The following is an 18,225-nucleotide window of genomic DNA, read 5'->3' on the forward strand; positions in this document are numbered from 1 at the left end:
GACGATCATAGGCAGCCGTCGGCCGACGAGCGCGCCACCGCTCATCGGCGCGGTGGCGCGGGACTGTCCGTGGCAAGTGCCATTTGAGGCGTACGGCGGCGAAATGGCGAGGGTCCGCACAGCGGGAGTTGCGGAATGCGCCCCCCGGGGCGAACCTGGTCACGCACACGGAGTACAGAATCAGTCACTCTGAGTGCTCCCGCACAGGCTTTCCCAATCGAGCGGGACGGGGCACGGTCCCGGAGGTCGGCCCCGCCGCGGAGGGAGTCGCAGCCGTGATCACCACCCAGCACAGCCGGCAGTGCGCAGTACGGCTGGAAGCACTGCCCCATCGGATCGGACAGGTCCGCCGAATCGTTTCTGCACAGCTTCGGTACTGGGACCTGGAACCGCTCCTCGACACCACCCTGCTCGGCATCACCGAGCTACTTGCGAATGTGCACCGCCATGCCCAGCCCGATAAGCACTGCACCGTCGAGCTCTCCTTTGACCGGGACCGGCTGACCGTATCGGTCACTGACAACGATCCGCGCCCGCCGCTGATCGCCCTGCGGCGGGACGCGCTGGACACCTCGGGTCGCGGGCTGGTCATGCTCGCCGCGCTCAGCGACGGCTGGGGCACCCGCCCGAACGGCAACGGCGGCGGCAAGGTGGTGTGGTTCTCGCTCAGCAGAACCGACCCCCCGCCCAAGCCCGTGGCGGTCGCCGTCCGGGAGCCCGTCGCGGCACCGGTGCGCGCCGCGGTCGGCGTTCCCACGCCGACGGTGATCTCGCTCGGCAAGCGAACGCTGCCGATCGCGGCCTCCCTCGCGTAGGCCTGCCCGGCGGATCTTGGTCCTCGGGGCGGTTGATCGTGCGACCGCCGCTGTGCGGCATCGTGGTCGCCCCGGATGCTCTGGTCGCTCTGGTCGCTCACCATCGCGGTGGCCTCGTTGCCGCCGCGACGGCGAAGGGGTCCACGGCGCGGGCCGGCGGTGCCGAACCGGCCTCACGGGCCCATCCGCCCGCCCCCGGGACGACGCAGCCACCACCGCGACTCCCGGCGCATCGACGGCAAACACCGCAGCTCGCGACGCCGCGATCGCAAAGCCCGCCGGACAGGCCCTCGGCCCCGACATGTCGTGCAACCACCAGCTCGCTCCACCGCGGCACCACCCGCCATACCGGCGAGAAGCCCTACGGCGCGGACCGACGGTGCACAGCACCGCGGACGGCAGTGCGCGGCGTGAACCGGCGCTGCCGAACCGCCCGCGGCCCGGCGGAGAGCCTCGGACCGGCCCTGCGCCCCGAGCAGCACTCCCCCGGCCAGGACACCCGGCGTACCCGGCGGAAACCGCCGGGTACGCCGGCACGGCCGGGCCGGGGGATCCAGGGGGCAGCGGACCGCAGGTCACTCGGTGGCGACGGCGCGCAGTACATCGAGGCGCGCCGCCCGCCGAGCCGGACGCAACCCGGCGACCACACCGGCCACCAGCCCGACCAGCAGCACGACCACGAGCTGGACCGGCGGAATCGCGAAGGCGGTGGCTCCCGTGGCGTCCGCGGCGCGCACCAGTGCCCAGCCGAGGAAGGCGCCGAGCCCCAGCCCGCCGACCGTGCCGAACGCGGCGACCAGCACCGACTCCCACCGCACCATGGCCCGCAGTTGCGCCCGGGTCTGTCCGACCGCGCGCAGCAGTCCCAGTTCACGCGTCCGCTCGTACACCGCGAGGGTGAGCGTGTTGGTGATGCCGAGCAGGGCGATGACGACGGCGAGCGCCAGCAGCGCGTAGACCAGGGTGAGCATCGTGTTGATGCCGGACGCCGAGGACTTGGCGTACTCGGCCCGGGTCTGGACCGTGGGGTTCCCGTACGAGGCGGCCGTGTGCTCGACGGCGGCCTTGCCGTCCGCCGCCGACACCCCGGGCCGGAAGGAGACCGCGACGAGCGTGTCGGTGTCCTGGGTCCGGTGTGGCTCCCATGCCTGACGCGCGATCACGTAGTCCCCGGCCAGATCGCCCTGCTGGTAGACAGCACCGACCGTGAACCGCTGTGCGCTGCCGTCGGTGAAGCGCAGCGTCGTGGTGGATCCCACCCGCCAGCGGTGTTTGGCGGCTTGGCCGCTGGAGACCGCGATGGCCTGGGTACCCAGCCCGTTAAGTGAGCCGTCGACCTTCCCGAGGTCCAGGACGCGCCCGAGCGCGCCCGGGTCCGCGACAGTCAGCTGGCGACCGGCCCCATCGACCCGGGCCACCCCCTTGCCGAGTCCGACGGCGGTGTTCACCTGCGGGAGTTTCGCGAGGGCGGGGGCGAGCTTCGGACTCAGTCCGCTGCCGCCCGCGCCGAACGCCGGAGCGCTGACCGCCACATCCCCGGCGAAGGACCGGGAGACGGTCTGGTTCAAGGTGGCCTTGAGCGAGGCGCCGAACACCGTGAAGAGGGTCACCACGGCGACACCGATCATCAGCGCGGTCGCGGTGGCTGCCGTCCGCTTGGCACCGCGCAGCGCGTTACGCCTGGCAAGCGCTCCCGTAACACCCCGCAGCCGGGCGAGCGGCGCACCGAGCACCCGAATGGCGTAACCCGCCGCGACCGGTCCGAGGACGATGAAGGCGGCAGCCGTGAGCGCCGCCCCCGCCGCGGTCACCAGCACCGACGGGGTGCCGGAGGCACCGAGCGCGGTCAGCGCGACGCCCGCGGCGATTCCGGAGACGCCCGCCACCGCCCGTAGCCGGGAGGTCCCCGACTCGTCCACGGCCGTCTCCCGCAGCGCGGCGAGCGGCGCGGTGCGCCCGGCCCGTACGGCGGGCAGCAGCGCGGAACCCACGCACACCAGCACGCCGACCGCGAGCGGAAGCACCAGCGAGGTTGTGGAGATCACCAAGTTCCCTGAGGGGAAGGGGAATCCGACGGCCGGGAAGAGCGCCTGCAGCCCGGCCGCGATCCCCATGCCGCCGAACAGCCCAGCGGTTGACGCGATCACGGCCACCGCCAGCGCCTCCACCAGCGTCGAGCCGAGGACCTGGCGCCGGGACGCGCCGAGCGCCCGCAGCAGCGCGTTGTCACGGGTGCGCTGAGCGAGCACGATCGCGAAGGTGTTGTGGATGGAGAACGTGGCCACCAGCAGTGCGATACCGGCGAACACCAGCAGCAAGGTGGTGAACAGGGACAGGAACTGGCCGGATACGTCCCGTTGGCTCTCGGCCGTGGCACGCTCGCCGGTGATCACCTCAACGCCCTTGGGCAGCACCGGGGCGATCCGGTCGACGAGTTGCCGCTGGCTGACGCCGGAGTCGGCGCGCACCGGAATGCTGGAGGCATCGCCGGGCCGCGGCATGAGGTACTTCTCCGCGTCGCCGAGCGTCATCCCGGTGTAGGTGGCCTGCGCCATGCCGTCCTGTCCGCCGAAGGTGGCAAGGCCGACGATGGTGACCCGCACCGGATCGGGGGTGCGCAGCACGGTGGTGTCGCCGATGCGCAGGTTCCCCCTGGTCGCGGTGCCACGGCTGACGACCACCTGCCCGGGCGCCTGCGGGGCGTGGCCCTGGGCGATCTGGTACGGGTTGAGCTTGCTGTCGGCGATCCAGTTGCCCGCGATGGTGGGCGGGCCCTTGCCGCCGATGGGCTGGCCGTCCTTGCCGATGAGCTGCCCGGCGCCCTCGATGTCGGGCGCGGCGGCGGCGACGCCCGGCACCTTCTGGATCTGCCGCACAAGCGTGGCGTCCACCGGCTGCCGTACGCCCTGGCCCTTGCCGGACACGGAGATGACGTCCGAACTGCGCACCACGGCGTCCCGGCCGCCTCCCGCGTTGGCGAACAGCGTGTTGAAACTGGCTCGCAGCGTGTCGCCCATCATCATCGTCCCGGCCAGGAACGACACGCCGAGCAGGACCGCGAGAAACGTTCCGGCGAAGCGACGCCGGTGCGCGCGCAGCGAGGCGACGCTCAGTCGCAGGCTCGCTCGGCCACCGTTGATGGCCATCATGACCGGGCCTCCTGTCGCGACGGCCCGTCAAACTCCTTCATTCGGTCCAGAACCCGGTCGGCGGTGGGACGTTCCATCCGGTCGACCAATCGGCCGTCGGCCAGGAACAGCACCTCGTCGGCGTGGCTCGCGGCCACCGGGTCGTGGGTGACCATCACCACGGTGCGCCCCATGCCATGGGCGGCGTCGCCGAGCAGTTCGAGGACCTCCGCGCCGGAGCGCGAGTCGAGGTTCCCGGTCGGCTCGTCGGCGAAGACCACATCGGGCCGTCCGGCCAGCGCTCGGGCCACGGCGACCCGCTGCTGCTGGCCTCCGGACAACTGGCTGGGCCGGTGCCTCAGCCGGTCGCGTAGCCCGATGACATCGATCAACTCGTCGATCAGGCCGGGTTCCGGGCGGGTACCGGCGAGATCGAGCGGGAGGGTGATGTTCTCGGCGACCGTGAGGGTCGGCACCAGGTTGAACGACTGGAAGACGAAGCCGATCCGTTCCCGGCGCAGCAGTGTCAGCTGGCGGTCGCCCAGCGTCCCGAGCTCGGTGTCGCCGATGTACGCCGAGCCGGAGGTGAGGGTGTCAAGCCCGGCCACGCAGTGCATCAGCGTGGACTTGCCTGAGCCCGAGGGGCCCATGATCGCGGTGAAGCGTCCTGCGGGGAAGTCCACGGTAACCCCGTCGAGTGCCCGCACTTCTGTGTCACCGCTGCCGTAAACCTTGACGGCGTCGCGCACTTGGGCGGCGGGCGCGATGGTCCGTACGGTGTCCGCGGCGGTCATCGCGTACCGCCGTGCTGGCCGCCGAACTGCTCGTCGAGGACGGAGAGCCTGCGCCAGTACTCGTCCTCGTCGATCTCACCGGCCGCGAACCGGCGTCCCAGCACGGTCAGCGGCGACTGCTCGTCGGGTCGCGCGGGGAACCGCCGCGCCCAGGGGCCGCCTCGGCCGCGCCACACGGTGCGGCGCAAGACGGTCACCACACCGATGACGACCGCCGCCCACACCAGCGGGAAGAAAAGGATCCATGGTCCGGGTCCACCGTCGTGCCAGGGGCCTGCCAGGACGTTCATGACGTTCAACTCCTCGATGACGCCGGTCGGGTTGGTGACCGGTCTCCGGTCCGCGGCCATGTCTGGTCGCGGACACCATCGAGCGTCGTCTGCCGAGCGGTCCTGGTCGTCGTACGGCCGACGCCACTGTGCCTACCTTGCGGGGAGTACGGGCACCGGCCGGGCGTGCTACCCGGCGAGTGCCTCCAGCGGGTCGTCGAGTACCGGCTGCCAGGCCATTTCGGCCGCGCCGACCAGGCTGTTGTGGTCGAGCGAGCAGCTCAGGATCGGCACCGAGCCGCTGCGTCCCCACAGACTGCGGTCGGCGACCACGGCGCGCAGCCGCTCCGGATCGGCCTCGAACAGGTAGCGGTGCAGGCCGCCGAGGGCGATGCGGTCGGGGTTCAGTACGTTGACGAGTCCGGCGAGTCCCAGGCCGAGCCGGTCGATGAGTGCATCGGCGGCGGCCCGCACCAGTGGATCGTCGTACTCCTCGCGAAGCAGCCGGACGGAGCTGTCCAGCAGCGACACCTCCGGGCCCGCCGGCCGGCCCGCGGCCTCCAGGAAGGCGACCGGGTCGACCTCCACGTCCAGGCAGCCACGGCTGCCGCAGTGGCAGGGGCGGCCTTCGGGGTTGACCGTGAGGTGGCCGACTTCGAGGGCGAGGCCCGAACTGCCGGTGTGCAGACGGCCGTCGAGCACCAGGGCGCCGCCCACACCACGGTGCCCGGTGGCGACCACGAGCAGGTGCTGGGCACCGCGTCCCGCGCCGTGCCGGTGCTCGGCGAGGGCGGCGACGTTGACGTCGTTGCCCACGAAGGACGCCACTGGCGCACCGCTGGGAGCGGTGACTCCGTGCGCCGTGATCTGCTGTGCGAAGACGTCGCGCACCGGCGCACCGGCGGGCCAGGCGAGGTGGAGCGGGTTGAGCGCGGTGCCCTCGGGCTCGGCCACCGCGGACGGCACCGCCAGTCCGGCGCCCACGCAGTCGCGGCCGGTGGACTTGAGCAGTTCCGCGCCGGCCTCGACCACCAGTCCGAGGACGTGCGCCGGGTCTGCGGGCACCGTCATACAGCCGGGTGTGGTGGCGACGATCCGCCCGCCGAGGCCGACGAGGGCGGCGCGGAAGCCGTCCGCGTGCACCTGTGCGGCGAGTACCACCGGTCCGTCGGGGTCGACCTGGAGCCGGTGCGAGGGGCGGCCCTGCGAACCGGCCTCGACGGTGGGGCGGGTGTCCACCCGGATCAGCCCGAGGGTTTCGAGTTCCGCGGCGACGGCACCGGCGGTGGCCCTGGTCACCCCGAGTTCCGCGGTGAGCACCGCACGGGTGGGCGCGCGTCCGGTGTGTACGAGCGCCAGCGCGGGGCCCAGCGCCGCGCGCCCCCTCTCAAGCCTTGTCCGAGTCTGCGTCACGGTCCTATTCTTACTTTGTGCCGACGCTAAACAAAATACGGACGGCCCTGACCGGAACCGACCACAGCCCGTCCACTACCCCGTTGACCGCACTACGCATCGCGCTTACCGCCTTCTTCGCCGTGGACGGATTCGTCTTCGCCGGGTGGGTGGTCCGCATCCCCGCCATCAAGGCCCAAGTCGGCGCCTCTTCCGGCGCGTTGGGCCTGGCACTGCTCGGTGTGTCCGCCGGGGCGGTCGCCACGATGGTCTTCACCGGGCGGCTGTGCCACCGGTTCGGCAGCCATCCTGTCACCGTGGGGTGTGCGGCGCTGCTGGCGCTCAGCGTAGCGCTGCCGCCGCTCACCCACTCCGCGATGGCCCTCGGACTGGTGCTGCTGGTCTTCGGCGCCGCCTACGGCGGTCTGAACGTCGCCATGAACAGTGCCGCCGTCGACCTGGTCGCGGCTCTGCGACGCCCTGTCATGCCGGGGTTCCACGCAGCGTTCAGCTTTGGCGGGCTGGTGGGCGCCGGACTCGGCGGACTCGTCGCTCCGCATCTGTCCCCCACCCGGCATCTGCTGCTGCTCACCCCGATCGCCCTGGTGGCAACCGCACTGGCGGGGCGGGTACTGCTACGGCACCCGGTGCCGCACGTCAACACGCCGGACCCGGCGTCGCCGCGACCGCGCTCCCACCCGGGCGCCCGCTGGCTGGTCGTGGTCTTCGGCCTGATCGCGCTGTGCACGGCCTACGGCGAGGGGGCGCTCGCCGACTGGAGCGCGCTGCACCTGACTCAGGACCTGGGCAGCGGGCCCGGACTCGCGGCGGCGGCATATGCCCCGTTCGCGCTGGCCATGGCGGTGGGGCGGCTGTCCGGGACCACGCTGCTGGAGCGTTTCGGCCAGACCCGCACCCTGGTCTTCGGCGGGTTGACCGCCACGGTCGGCATGCTGCTGGGCGCGCTCGCCCCGCTGCCGTGGCTGGTGCTGGCGGGCTTCGCGGTGACCGGCCTGGGGCTGGCCAACGTCTTCCCGGTGGCGATCGCCCGGGCCGGGGCGCTGGCCGGACCGGGCGGCGTCGCCACCGCGTCGACGCTCGGCTACGGCGGAATGCTGCTGGGACCACCCTCGATCGGCTTCCTCGCCGACGCGGTGGGGTTGCCGGTGGCGCTGACCACGGTGGCGCTGCTGGCGGCGATCGCCGCGCTGATCGCCTTCGCGGTACGCAACGCGGAGCCGCGCGCTTCGCGTTGACGCCGCCGCGCGGGCGGTTGTCAGACCCTGATGGCACGATGTGGTCATGGAGACGACCGAGTTCATCGAATCCCTGCGCCGGGACGGCGAGTTGATGGCGGATGCGGCGGAACGAGCCGGGTGGGACGCGCCCGTGCCGACGTGCCCCGACTGGCGGGTGCGTGACCTGGTCGTGCACATGGGCGCCGTGCACCGGTGGGCGGCCGGTTTCGTCGCCGGGGCGACCGAGCCGGCGCGCATGACGGTCAACGCGCCGGAGGACGAAGCGCTGGCCTCCTGGTTCCGGGACGGCCACCGCCAGTTGGTGGACGGGCTCCTAGCGGCCCCGGCCGACCTGGACTGCTGGGCCTTTCTGCCCGCTCCGTCGCCACTGGCGTTCTGGGCCCGGCGGCAGGCGCATGAGACGGCGATGCACCGTTTCGACGCGGAGGCCGCGCTGGGCAAGGACCACTCCCCGTACCGGACGGACTTCGCCGTGGACGGCATCGACGAGCTGCTGACCGGGTTCCAGGCTCGACCGCGAAGCAGGGTCCGCACCGAGGCACCGCGCGTTCTGCGGATACGAGCGGTGGACGGCGCCGCCGGCCCGGTCGACTGGTGGCTGCGGCTGTCCCAGGACCCGCCGCGGGTGGAACGTACGGCCGACGATTCGCCCCCCGGCGCCGGGGCGGCCGACTGCACCATCAGCGGCCCGGCCACCGCGCTCTACCTCGCGCTGTGGAACCGGGAAGGGTACGAGGGCATCGACGTGACCGGCGACGGCTCACTGGCCGAGCTGTGGCGGGACACCTCGGCGGTCATCTGAGCCGCCCCGGAGAATCGGGACTGTGGCGCGCCCGGCCGACTCGCCCCGCGATACGGGTACGGGCTGACGCGGTTACCCGGGCTCGCGGGGAACACGACCGCCGCCGGGTCAGCCGAGCCAGCCGGGCCGCACCAGTCCCGACTCGTATGCCAGCACGACGAGTTGGGCGCGATCACGGGCACCGAGCTTGACCATGGCTCGGCTCACATGGGTCTTGGCGGTGAGTGGGCTGACCACCAGGCGGCGGGCGATCTCGTCATTGGACAAGCCGATGCCGACCAGCGCCATCACCTCCCGCTCGCGTTCGGTGAGCTGCTCCATGCCCTCGGCCACGGCGGGCTCCTTGGAACGAGCGGCGAACTCGGCGATCAGCCGCCGCGTCACACCGGGCGACAGCAGCGCGTCCCCGGCCACCGCCGCCCGTACGGCACGCAGCAGTTCGTCCGGTTCGGTGTCCTTGACCAGGAATCCGGAGGCACCGGAGCGGATCGCCTCGAAGACGTACTCATCAAGCTCGAAGGTGGTGAGGATGACGACCTTGACGTCGGCCAGCGCCGGATCACCGGTGATCCGGCGAGTCGCGGCAAGCCCGTCCAGCACCGGCATGCGGATGTCCATCAGTACGACATCGGGTCTGAGCTGGACGACCTGGCGCAACGCCTGCTCCCCGTCCGCGGCCTCGCCGACCACCTCGATATCGGGCTGCGCGTCCAGCAGTGCGCGGAAACCCGCACGCACCAGCACCTGGTCATCCGCCAGGACCACCCGGGTCATGGACCCTCCTCCTCCGCGACCGGGCCCACGCTATCCCTGCCGGTCACCGGAAGGGTTGCGACGACCCGGAATCCACCGTCGCCGCGCGGACCCGCTTCGACGGTGCCGCCGAGGGCCGCCGCCCGCTCACGCATCCCGATCAGACCGTTTCCTCCCCCGGTGTCCCCGCTCGCGGTCGCGGGTCCGTCGTCATCGATCCGCAGCTCCAACACCTGCGGCCGGTAGCCGATGCGGACCCGGGCGGTACGAGCGCCCGAGTGCCGGACGATGTTCGTCAGCGCCTCCTGAACGATCCGGAACGCGGCGAGTTCGGCTCCCGGAGGGAGCGGCCGTGCGGTCCCGTCGATGTCTACGGTGACCTGAAGTCCGGCCGCGGCGGCCTGACCGGCCAGTTCCGGAATCCGGTCAAGCCCGGGTGCGGGAGCACGGGGGGCCGAGCCCGGCGAGCGCAGCGTCCCGAGCACCTGCCGCACCTCGCCGAGCGCCTCCTTGCTCGCGGCCTTGATGGTGGTCAGCGCGATACGTGCCTGCTCCGGGCGCTCGTCGATCAACGCAAGCCCCACGCCCGCCTGGACGTTGATGACCGACAAGCTGTGCGCGATCACATCGTGCAGTTCGCGGGCGATCCGCAGCCGCTCCTCGTCGGCCCGGTGCCGTTCGGCCTCGGCACGCTCGCGGCGGGCGCGGACGAACTGCTCACGGCGCACCCTGATCAGTTCGGCGGCGGCGCCCAACGCCGGCAGCCATGCGGCGATCCCGAACTCCTCAGCCCAGCCCTGGGCGGGCTGGCCCGCGGGCGGCAGCCAGCGGTAGAGCCAGTGGCCCACCAGGAGATGGCCGATGTAGATCCCGGCCGCAGCGGCCCAGGCGTCCCGGCGATGGCCGTGTACGACGGCGGAGCAGAAGGCGACCAGGAAACTGAGGAAGAACGGACCCCAGGCATAGCCACCGGCCAGATAGCCGAGGGTCACCGCCATCGTGCCGTACACGGCGACTCGCGGCAGGCGCAGCCGCAACACGAGCAGCGCCGGACCGGCGAGCAGCAGCGCGTATGCGAAGGCGTCGAGGTGGACGCGGTCGACGGCATGGCGGCTCGCAAATGTCGAGCCCATCACCTGGATGAAGGCGACGACGAGCGAGGACCGCACGGGCCAGCGGATCGCCGAGCCGCCCCCGCGCCACAACCATGGGGGCCCGCCCCACGGTGCCCCACCCCACGGTGGACCGCCCTCCCACTCGCGCGCCCCGCTCCGCCCAGGCGCCTGATCGTCGCTCATACCGCAACGCTAGACCGGGCGGGGCCGCACCGGCGTCACTCGCACGCAGTGATCGTCCGTACTCCCAGGGAAGTAGGGACCTGCGCACAGCCGCGGCGTCCTACAACCCCACCTGCCGGGCGAGCGCCGCGCAGGAGTGGTCGAAGAAGGCGTCACGGGCTTCCACGACGCGATGGAAGTGGCCGAACACCTCGAAGCCGATCAGCCCGAACAGCTGCGACCAGGCGGCGGTCAGCCCGGCCAGCGTGGGCTTGGGGAGATCGGACGCCCACTCGGCCGCGAACCGCTCGACGTCGGTGCCCACCTCGTCGGGCAGTGGTCCGTTGGCAGGCGCGGTCAACTCGCCTGCGGCGTGAGCGTCGCGAGCGATGGCCACCAGGGCCAGACCGACTCTGGAGGCGGGAGCGATGGTGTCCTGCGGGGCGGTGTAGCCGGGTACGGGCGAGCCGTACAGCAGGGCGTACTCGTGCGGATGCGCCAGCGCCCAGGTACGCGTCGCACGGCACACCGCGATCCAGCGCTCGCCGGACCTGTCCCCCGCCGTTGCGGCCAAGGCGGCCTCCGCGGCCTCGCCGAGGGCGTCGTAGGCGTCGATGATGAGGGCGGTCAGCAGCTCGTCGCGGCTCGGGAAGTAGCGGTAGAGCGCGGAGGAGACCATGCCGAGCTCTCGGGCGACGGCGCGCAGTGACAGCCGGGCGGCTCCCTCGGCGGCCAGCTGGCGCCTTGCCTCCTCCTTGATGGCGCCGGTCACCTCGATGCGGGCGCGCTCCCTGGCTCCTCGGATCACACTCATGACACCCAGTCTGCCAGTTACCGGAGCGACAGCCAACAACTGGATCGCAAGTCAAAAACGAGAGCGCTGCTCTTGCATCGGGTCGCGGACAGTGCCACACTGATCTGGAACGAAAGCAACGCTCTCATCACTTCGGGGGGGCACCACCATGGCAGAGCAGCGCTATCTCAAGCCCGGCCGGATCGAGGTCCGGCTCCTGCACAACACCGTCGGCTGGCTGACGCGACACGGCGTCAGCGTCGCGGGCTCCCGCGAACTGGCCGTGCGCGGACGCAAGAGCGGTGAGTGGCGGCGCAATCCCGTCAACCCGCTGACCGTCGGATCAGAGCGCTTCCTGGTCGCACCCCGCGGCCACACCCAGTGGGTACGCAACCTGCGCGCGGCCGGTGACGGCCAACTCCGGGTGGGCAAGCGCATTGAGCAGTTCACCGCGGTGGAGGTCCCCGACGCCGAGAAGCCCGCGCTGCTTCGCGCCTACCTCAGCCGATGGAAGTGGGAGGTCGGAGCGTTCTTCGACGGAGTCGGCCCCGACTCCTCGGATGGGGAGCTACTGCGAATAGCCCCTGACCACCCGGTCTTCCGTATCACCGAACACAACTGACCACGGCAGCGCCGCGGCCCACGCTACGGGCGGCCCAGGCCGGACAACACCCGTCCAGCCATCGGGTGGTTGCGCACGATCTCGGCCAGCGACGTCGAGCCGTTGGTGATCCCCGTGAAGGCGTTCCACGCGGGCGGCAGTGAGATCAGCGCCGAGTGCAGCAGCCCGGGGCGGCGTTCGAAGACCGACAGCATCCGACGGCCCACGGCCATCTCCACACCGAGACCGGCCTTCACGGCGAACGCGTAGTTGAGAGCCTGACGGCGAGCGTCCACCCCGTCCTGCGCCTCCGCGATGCGTACCGCCCACTCGCCGGCCATCCGCCCCGAGCGCAGGGCGTACGAGATGCCCTCTCGGGTCCATGGCTCCAGCAGCCCCGCCGCGTCACCGCACACCAGGACGCGGCCGCGGGAGAGCGGCGAGTCATCGGCTCGGCAACGCGTCAAGTGACCCGAGGACACGCTGGGTTCGAACCCCGCCAGGCCGAGCCGGGCGATGAAGTCCTCGAAGTAGCGCTTGGTCGCCTCACCCTGGCCGCGGGCGGAAATCACCCCGACCGTAAGGGAGTCGCCCTTGGGAAAGACCCAACCGTAACTACCGGGCAGCGGGCCCCAGTCGATGAGCACCCGCCCCGCCCAGTCCTCCGCGACGGACGCGGGTACCGGAATCTCCGCCTCCAGACCAAGGTCGACCTGGTCGAGTTTGACCCCCACATGAGCGCCTATCCGGCTGGCGCTGCCGTCGGCGCCGACAACAGCACGGGCCAGGAGCGTCTCACCGGTACTGAGGACAACGGCCACGGTCCGGCGATCGGGTACGGCGGGACCGTGCTGCTCAACGCGGGAGACCTGGGTGCCGGTGCGCAGTTCGGCACCTGCGCGCTGGGCGGCCTCGGTCAGCCGGGCGTCGAACTCGGGCCGGTTGATCAGCCCGAACAGGGTTCGGCGGGAGCGGCGGGTACGCGCCATCCGTCCGTTGAGGCTGAAGGTGACCGCGCGCACCCGGTCGCGCAGCGGAAGTTCGAAGCCGGGCGGCAGCGCGTCCCGGGACGGGCCGATGATGCCACCGCCGCAGGTCTTGTAGCGCGGCAGCTCGGCCTTCTCCAGCAGAAGCACCCGTCGTCCGGCGGAGGCTGCGGCGTGCGCGGCGCTGGCCCCCGCGGGCCCGGCGCCGACCACGACGACATCCCACACCTCCGAGTGCTCGCCGTCCGCCGTCTCCCCGCCCCGCGCTGCGTAGTCGCTGCTCACGTGTGTTCCCGCTCCCGCTTCGTACTGCCGGTCTCCCGCATCCTATGGCGCGGCACGGATTGGCCCGCTATGGGACTATCGGCTGCGCGGTCACCCGTACCCACCAACACCCGCACCCACGAGGAGCGCCCATGTCGCAGGCCCCGCACGCCCCCCTGGCCGAGACGGTCGCCGGGCTGATGCCCCGCGCCAGGACCGAGCTCGCCGAGCTGGTCTCGCACCGTTCGGTCGCCGATCCGCGCCAGTTCCCGAAGAGCGAGTGCGAGAAGGCCGCTCGCTGGGTGGCCGACGCGCTGCGCACGGAGGGCTTCAAGGATGTGGCGCTGCTCGACACCCCGGACGGCACCCAGTCCGTCTACGGCTACCTGCCGGGGCCCGAGGGAGCACGCACGGTGCTGCTGTACGCGCACTACGACGTGCAGCCGCCGCTGGACGAATCGGCGTGGATCACCCCGCCGTTCGAGCTCACCGAGCGCGAGGGCCGCTGGTACGGACGCGGTGCCGCCGACTGCAAGGGCGGTCTGGTGATGCACCTGACCGCGCTGCGGGCGCTGCGTGAGCACGGCGGCGTCCCGGTGTCGGTCAAGGTGATCGTCGAGGGCTCCGAGGAGCAGGGCACCGGCGGTCTTCAGCGGTACGCCGAGGCGCACCCCGACCTGCTCAGCGCGGACGCCATCGTGATCGGCGACACCGGGAACTTCCGGGTCGGGCTGCCCACCGTCACCGCGACGCTGCGCGGTATGACGCTGGTCGAGGTCGCCGTCGACACGCTGGAAGGCAATCTGCACTCCGGCCAGTTCGGCGGCGCCGCGCCCGACGCGCTCGCCGCGCTGATCCGGATACTCGACTCGCTGCGTGACGAGTCCGGCACCACGACGGTGGACGGCCTGACCGCCGACGCGAGTTGGCAGGGGCTCCAGTACGGCGAGGAGGAGTTCCGCGCCGACGCCAAGGTGCTTGACGGTGTGAGCCTGATCGGGACGGGCAGCATCGCCGACCGCCTGTGGGCACGCCCCGCGGTGACCGTCCTGGGGATCGACTGCCCGCCGGTAGTGGGCGCCACCCCGTCGGTGCACGCGAGCGCCCGAGCCCTGATCAGCCTGCGGGTGCCGCCGGGCACGGAGGCCGCACAGGCCGAGAAGGCGCTCAGCGCGCACCTGCGGTCGGCCGCGCCGTGGGGTGCGCGGGTCGAGGTCACACCGCGCGGCGAGGGCGAGCCGTTCCGCGCGGACACCTCCAGCCCGGCCTACACCGCGATGGCGGAGGCGATGCGCGCGGCCTACGACGGAGCGGAGATGGAGGTCGCCGGGCAGGGCGGCTCCATTCCGCTGTGCAACACCCTCGCCGCGCTCTACCCGCAGGCCGAGATCCTGCTCATCGGGTTGAGCGAGCCGGAAGCGCAGATCCACGCGGTGAACGAGAGTGTCTCGCCGCAGGAGTTGGAGCGGATGTCGCTCGCCGAGGCACTGTTCCTGGCCAACTACGCACAGAGCAAGAACGGATGAAGCACATAGCGGCCAAAAAACAGTGAATCACGGCGATTGGGAATCAGTCAGCCGCTGAGACCGGTTCGCCCGCTTCGAGGTCGATCGCCCTGCCCTGGGCGCGAGCCCGCAGCGCCCAGTGCAGGCGGGCGAACCGTTCGGCCGGTAGCAGTACTGACGCCTCGTCCTCGGTGACGAAGCGCCAGCCGCGCAACTCGGCCGCGGGCAACAGCAGCCGCCCTGCGTCGGTGGCGGGCAGTGCGCCACCGTCGAACAGCAGACGCAGCCCACCGAAGCCCGGCGGCCGCGGTGGCTCCCAGTCGACCACCAGCAGTCGCAAGCCTCCGGCGGCGCCGAGGTCGACGCCGAGTTCCTCGGCGACCTCGCGCAGTGCCGCTCGGGTGGGCGGCTCACCACTCTCGACCACTCCACCGGGGAACTCCCAACCCGGCTTGTAGGTCGGGTCGACGAGCAGCACACGGTCCCGTTCGTCGAACAGCAGCACCCCGGCGGCCACCGTCTCCCGGGTCGGCTCGGGCGTCTGCACGATGCCACAGGCGCCAGCGCCCTCCCCCACGGCCGCGGCGACGCGCTCCGCGACCTCGCGCGGGGGCGCGTTGCCGATGTCCAGAACGTGGGCGTCCCGGGTGAGCCAGGGCAGCGCCGCACGGTAGGCGGCGAGGTGGTCCAGGCACCAGCGGCGCACCAAGGCGCTGGCCTCGGGGTCGCCGGGCACCTCCTCGCGGTGCTCGATGCGCTCCCGCAGGATCGTTTCCTCAACGCTCAGCAGCACATGTCTCACCGGAATTCCGCGGGCGGCCAGCGCGCCGAAGATCTCGTCACGATAGTCCTGGCGCAGCAGCGTCATGGGGGTCACCAGCGGTCCGCCGGTCTCCATGAGCAAAGCGGCGGCGGTGTCCACGACGAGTCGCCGCCAGGAGGGCAGTTCCTGGTAGTCGGTGATCTCGCCGAGCCGTTTCTCCGGCAGCAGCAACCTCAACGTGCCGCCGATCAGTTCGGGGTCGTACAGGGTGCTTCCGGGTATCAGGTCGATCAGTTCGCGCGCGGCGCTGGTCTTCCCCGCGCCGAACGCGCCGTTCAGCCAGACGATCACGGTGCCCCCTCTCCGTAGCCCCCTAAGAAGTGCCCGGGGCGCACGGTCGGGCAAACGCGCGCAGGACGGCGAGGGAGCCGCGGGAGCGAAGCTCAGCCGAAACCGTTCGGTCGCCAGCCAGACCCAACACAACCAAACGCAACCACCGCACCCCCATCCCCATCAGCGGCGAACATCAAGGCTCCACACAAGAAGCCACACCACTTACGTCCCCTCTTCCAACAATCCACAACACCATCCACCGTAATCGATCGCACCTGACGGGGACATGGCCTAGTTGACGGCCGGTCAGAGATGACCGGCATGACGTCGACCGACCGGAAGGAGACATCGCAGCCATGCGTCTGCTCGCCACCGGCACCGCGCACCGAACGGAGCGCTGGGCGCGGCCCTGTGCTCTACGCCGGGGGGGCTGACCACCCCGGCCACCGCCGCGGCCCACCAGCACGAAGTCCCCGCCGACTCCCCCTCCATCACAGCGACAACCGACGCCCCGCTACTGGGCAACGGTCTTGCCCGCACCCCGCCCATGGGCTTCAACAATTGGAACAGCACCCACTGCGGCCCCGGATTCAACGAGGCGGTGATCGAGGGCATCGCCGACATCTTCGTCAGCAAGGGCCTCAAAGCGGCCGGTTACCAGTACGTCAACCTCGACGACTGCTGGGCACTGCCGAACCCTGACGCCAACGGCAAGCTCGTCCCCAATCCGGCCCGGTTCCCGCACGGCATCAAGGCGGTTGCCGACTATGTGCACGCCAAGGGGCTGAAGCTCGGCATCTACACCAGTGCGGGCACGAAGACCTGCAACAGCAAGGGCTTCCCCGGCGCCCTGGGCCATGAGTACTCAGACGCACAGCAGTTCGCCGACTGGGGTATGGACTACCTCAAATGCGACAACTGCCATAACCAGGGCGTGGACGCCAAACAGCGGTACACCACGATGCGCGATGCGCTGAAGGCCACCGGTCGCCCCATCGTCTTCAGCATCTGCGAATGAGGCCGGAACCAACCGTGGTTGTGGGCCTCCGACGTCGGCAACCTGTGGCGCACCACGGGCGACATCAGCGACAACTGGTCCAGCATGCTGTCCAACCTCAAGCAGAACCTGCCGCTCGCCCAGTACGCCGGTCCCGGGCACTGGAACGATCCGGACATGCTGGAGGTCGGCAACGGCCGCATGACCGACACCGAATACCGGTCGCACTTCAGCATGTGGGCGGTGATGGCCGCACCGCTGCTGATCGGCACCGATCCGCGACGGGCCCGCTTACCGGAGGACACCCCGCCCAGCCGCTGGCCGCCGCCATCGGCGGCGCGCAGACGATCCGCCTGGTGGTCACCGACGGCGGCGACGGCCCGGACTACGACCACGCGGACTGGGCCGACGCGACGATCACCTGCTGACCGGTCAGCCGCTGAGCACCGCGCCCCGCCCACCGGTCGGGCCGCCCGACGCCGCGGCGGCGCTGAAAGCGGCCGCCGCGGCGCCCACCAGACCGGCATCCGTCCCCAGTTGCGCCGGAACCACCACGACCCCCGAGGCGAACGACAGGGTCGCGTACCGCCTCAACTGCTCCCTCAGGGGGCCGAAGAGCACCTCACCGGCGCCCGCCACTCCCCCGCCGATCACCACCACTTCGATCTCCACCAGGGTCGCGCAGGCCGCTATACCGGCTGCCAGCGCTTGCGCGGCCCGCTCGAAGGAAGCCCGGGCTATCGGATCCCCGGCCCGCGCCGACGCGGCGACCGCCACTGCGGTGGGCTCGGATCCGTCCTCCGGCTTCCAGCCCTCCTCCAGGGCGCGGCGGGTGATGTTGGGGCCGCTGGCCAGGCGCTCAACACAGCCCCGGGCGCCGCACGGACACAGCGGCCCGTCGAGATCGACGCTGATGTGTCCGATATGGCCCGCGTTCCCGGTGGGGCCGGGGTGCAGCACACCGCCCAGCACGAAGCCTCCGCCGACACCGGTCGACACCACCATGCACAGCGCGTTGTCATAGCCGCGGGCGGCGCCCTGCCAGTGCTCCGCCGCCGCGATGGCAACGCCATCGCCCGAAAGGGTGATGGGCAGCCCGCCGGATATCTCCCGGACCCGCGCGACCAGCGGGAATCCACGCCAGCCCGGGACATTGACCGGGCTGACGGTACCGGTCGAGGCGTCAACCGGGCCCGCGCTGCCAATGCCGACCGCACTCGCCCGCGCCCAGCGCGGGTCGGCGGCCAGTTCGCGCAGCACCTCCGCGACCGCGCGCATCACCGTTTCCCCGTCCTCTGCCGCGGGGGTGGGTCGCAGAGCGCGTACGAGCACCCGCCCGGTGCTGTCGACCAGTGCCCCCGCGATCTTCGTTCCGCCGATGTCCAGGGCCACGACCAGCCCTTCGGCGGCCGGGACCCGCACTGCGGTGCCTTCGCTGTGCATCGGTACGGTGTCTCCCTTGTCCGCGATGTCATTCCCGTACGGGGCGCGACC

At 71.5% G+C, this 18,225-nt stretch carries 16 protein-coding genes and 1 pseudogene; 7 read left to right on the top strand and 10 right to left on the bottom strand.

The window, feature by feature from the left end; all coding sequences use genetic code 11:
• Nucleotides 1-278 precede the first annotated feature (278 nt).
• Nucleotides 279-815, top strand: a complete 537-nt coding sequence (locus tag P2L57_RS11440; RefSeq protein WP_275812910.1) for an ATP-binding protein — start codon at nt 279-281, stop codon at nt 813-815.
• 575 nt (nt 816-1,390) lie between these two features.
• Here P2L57_RS11440 and P2L57_RS11445 read toward each other — a convergent pair.
• The 4 genes from P2L57_RS11445 to P2L57_RS11460 form a co-directional block, all read right to left on the bottom strand.
• On the bottom strand, nt 1,391-3,964 hold the full coding sequence (locus P2L57_RS11445) for an ABC transporter permease (RefSeq protein WP_275812250.1): 2,574 nt from the start codon (nt 3,962-3,964) through the stop codon (nt 1,391-1,393).
• Nucleotides 3,961-4,737, bottom strand: coding sequence for an ABC transporter ATP-binding protein (locus P2L57_RS11450; RefSeq protein ID WP_275812253.1), 777 nt, complete (start codon nt 4,735-4,737; stop codon nt 3,961-3,963). The genes P2L57_RS11445 and P2L57_RS11450 overlap by 4 nt, the downstream gene beginning before the upstream one ends.
• Entirely contained in the window at nt 4,734-5,027 is a 294-nt protein-coding gene (locus P2L57_RS11455) for an SHOCT domain-containing protein (RefSeq protein WP_275812912.1), read from the bottom strand. Before P2L57_RS11455 ends, P2L57_RS11450 begins: the two co-directional genes overlap by 4 nt.
• A gap of 168 nt (nt 5,028-5,195) precedes the next feature.
• The gene (locus P2L57_RS11460) at nt 5,196-6,419 is read right to left on the bottom strand and encodes an ROK family protein (protein WP_275812256.1); all 1,224 of its coding nucleotides are present in this window, start codon (nt 6,417-6,419) and stop codon (nt 5,196-5,198) included.
• A 17-nt stretch (nt 6,420-6,436) separates the two neighbouring features.
• Between P2L57_RS11460 and P2L57_RS11465 the strand changes: the two genes are divergently transcribed.
• A complete protein-coding gene (locus P2L57_RS11465) occupies nt 6,437-7,654 on the top strand; it encodes an MFS transporter (RefSeq protein WP_275812258.1) in 1,218 nt (405 codons plus the stop codon).
• A 46-nt stretch (nt 7,655-7,700) separates the two neighbouring features.
• Nucleotides 7,701-8,459, top strand: coding sequence for a maleylpyruvate isomerase family mycothiol-dependent enzyme (locus P2L57_RS11470; RefSeq protein WP_275812261.1), 759 nt, complete (start codon nt 7,701-7,703; stop codon nt 8,457-8,459).
• 108 nt (nt 8,460-8,567) lie between these two features.
• On the opposite strand, the gene P2L57_RS11475 is transcribed toward P2L57_RS11470, so the two are convergent.
• The 3 genes from P2L57_RS11475 to P2L57_RS11485 all read right to left on the bottom strand — a co-directional run bounded on the left by P2L57_RS11475 (nt 8,568) and on the right by P2L57_RS11485 (nt 11,303).
• Nucleotides 8,568-9,233, bottom strand: coding sequence for a response regulator (locus P2L57_RS11475; RefSeq protein ID WP_275812264.1), 666 nt, complete (start codon nt 9,231-9,233; stop codon nt 8,568-8,570).
• The gene (locus tag P2L57_RS11480; RefSeq protein WP_275812267.1) at nt 9,230-10,510 is read right to left on the bottom strand and encodes a sensor histidine kinase; all 1,281 of its coding nucleotides are present in this window, start codon (nt 10,508-10,510) and stop codon (nt 9,230-9,232) included. Before P2L57_RS11480 ends, P2L57_RS11475 begins: the two co-directional genes overlap by 4 nt.
• A 100-nt stretch (nt 10,511-10,610) precedes the next feature.
• Nucleotides 10,611-11,303: a TetR/AcrR family transcriptional regulator gene (locus tag P2L57_RS11485; protein WP_275812272.1), complete on the bottom strand. Its 693-nt coding sequence runs from the start codon at nt 11,301-11,303 to the stop codon at nt 10,611-10,613.
• 148 nt (nt 11,304-11,451) lie between these two features.
• Between P2L57_RS11485 and P2L57_RS11490 the strand changes: the two genes are divergently transcribed.
• Nucleotides 11,452-11,904 carry a nitroreductase family deazaflavin-dependent oxidoreductase gene (locus P2L57_RS11490; protein WP_275812275.1) on the top strand — a complete coding sequence of 151 codons (453 nt, stop codon included), beginning with the start codon at nt 11,452-11,454 and terminating at the stop codon, nt 11,902-11,904.
• A gap of 23 nt (nt 11,905-11,927) precedes the next feature.
• Here P2L57_RS11490 and P2L57_RS11495 read toward each other — a convergent pair whose 3' ends face one another.
• On the bottom strand, nt 11,928-13,154 hold the full coding sequence (locus P2L57_RS11495) for a geranylgeranyl reductase family protein (RefSeq protein WP_275812278.1): 1,227 nt from the start codon (nt 13,152-13,154) through the stop codon (nt 11,928-11,930).
• Nucleotides 13,155-13,285: 131 nt separating this feature from the next.
• Between P2L57_RS11495 and P2L57_RS11500 the strand changes: the two genes are divergently transcribed.
• Nucleotides 13,286-14,659 carry a dipeptidase gene (locus P2L57_RS11500; protein ID WP_275812281.1) on the top strand — a complete coding sequence of 458 codons (1,374 nt, stop codon included), beginning with the start codon at nt 13,286-13,288 and terminating at the stop codon, nt 14,657-14,659.
• 43 nt (nt 14,660-14,702) lie between these two features.
• Here P2L57_RS11500 and P2L57_RS11505 read toward each other — a convergent pair whose 3' ends face one another.
• The gene (locus P2L57_RS11505) at nt 14,703-15,752 is read right to left on the bottom strand and encodes an NUDIX hydrolase (RefSeq protein ID WP_275812284.1); all 1,050 of its coding nucleotides are present in this window, start codon (nt 15,750-15,752) and stop codon (nt 14,703-14,705) included.
• A gap of 529 nt (nt 15,753-16,281) precedes the next feature.
• On the opposite strand from P2L57_RS11505, the pseudogene P2L57_RS11510 reads away from it, so the two are divergent.
• Nucleotides 16,282-17,019: pseudogene (locus P2L57_RS11510) on the top strand (glycoside hydrolase family 27 protein); the annotation flags it as partial.
• Entirely contained in the window at nt 16,968-17,159 is a 192-nt protein-coding gene (locus P2L57_RS11515; RefSeq protein ID WP_275812287.1) for an NPCBM/NEW2 domain-containing protein, read from the top strand. The pseudogene P2L57_RS11510 and the gene P2L57_RS11515, both read left to right, overlap by 52 nt.
• A 4-nt stretch (nt 17,160-17,163) precedes the next feature.
• On the opposite strand, the gene P2L57_RS11520 is transcribed toward P2L57_RS11515, so the two are convergent.
• Nucleotides 17,164-18,174 (bottom strand): ROK family protein, encoded by a 1,011-nt coding sequence (locus tag P2L57_RS11520; RefSeq protein WP_275812290.1) that lies wholly within the window; start codon nt 18,172-18,174, stop codon nt 17,164-17,166.
• Between the last annotated feature and the right edge of the window lie 51 nt (nt 18,175-18,225).

The sequence above is a fragment of the Streptantibioticus ferralitis genome (assembly GCF_029223525.1).
In the GTDB taxonomy this organism is placed as follows: Bacteria; Actinomycetota; Actinomycetes; order Streptomycetales; family Streptomycetaceae; genus Streptantibioticus_A; species Streptantibioticus_A ferralitis.

Bases quoted from the DNA above. Each gene is read 5' to 3' on its own strand.
- P2L57_RS11450 (WP_275812253.1), bottom strand. From the start codon at position 4,737: ATGACCGCCGCGGACACCGTACGGACCATCGCGCCCGCCGCCCAAGTG.
- P2L57_RS11500 (WP_275812281.1), top strand. From the start codon at position 13,286: ATGTCGCAGGCCCCGCACGCCCCCCTGGCCGAGACGGTCGCCGGGCTG.
- P2L57_RS11490 (WP_275812275.1), top strand. From the start codon at position 11,452: ATGGCAGAGCAGCGCTATCTCAAGCCCGGCCGGATCGAGGTCCGGCTC.
- P2L57_RS11470 (WP_275812261.1), top strand. From the start codon at position 7,701: ATGGAGACGACCGAGTTCATCGAATCCCTGCGCCGGGACGGCGAGTTG.
- P2L57_RS11445 (WP_275812250.1), bottom strand. From the start codon at position 3,964: ATGATGGCCATCAACGGTGGCCGAGCGAGCCTGCGACTGAGCGTCGCC.
- P2L57_RS11455 (WP_275812912.1), bottom strand. From the start codon at position 5,027: ATGAACGTCCTGGCAGGCCCCTGGCACGACGGTGGACCCGGACCATGG.
- P2L57_RS11520 (WP_275812290.1), bottom strand. From the start codon at position 18,174: ATGCACAGCGAAGGCACCGCAGTGCGGGTCCCGGCCGCCGAAGGGCTG.
- P2L57_RS11485 (WP_275812272.1), bottom strand. From the start codon at position 11,303: ATGAGTGTGATCCGAGGAGCCAGGGAGCGCGCCCGCATCGAGGTGACC.
- P2L57_RS11480 (WP_275812267.1), bottom strand. From the start codon at position 10,510: ATGAGCGACGATCAGGCGCCTGGGCGGAGCGGGGCGCGCGAGTGGGAG.
- P2L57_RS11475 (WP_275812264.1), bottom strand. From the start codon at position 9,233: ATGACCCGGGTGGTCCTGGCGGATGACCAGGTGCTGGTGCGTGCGGGT.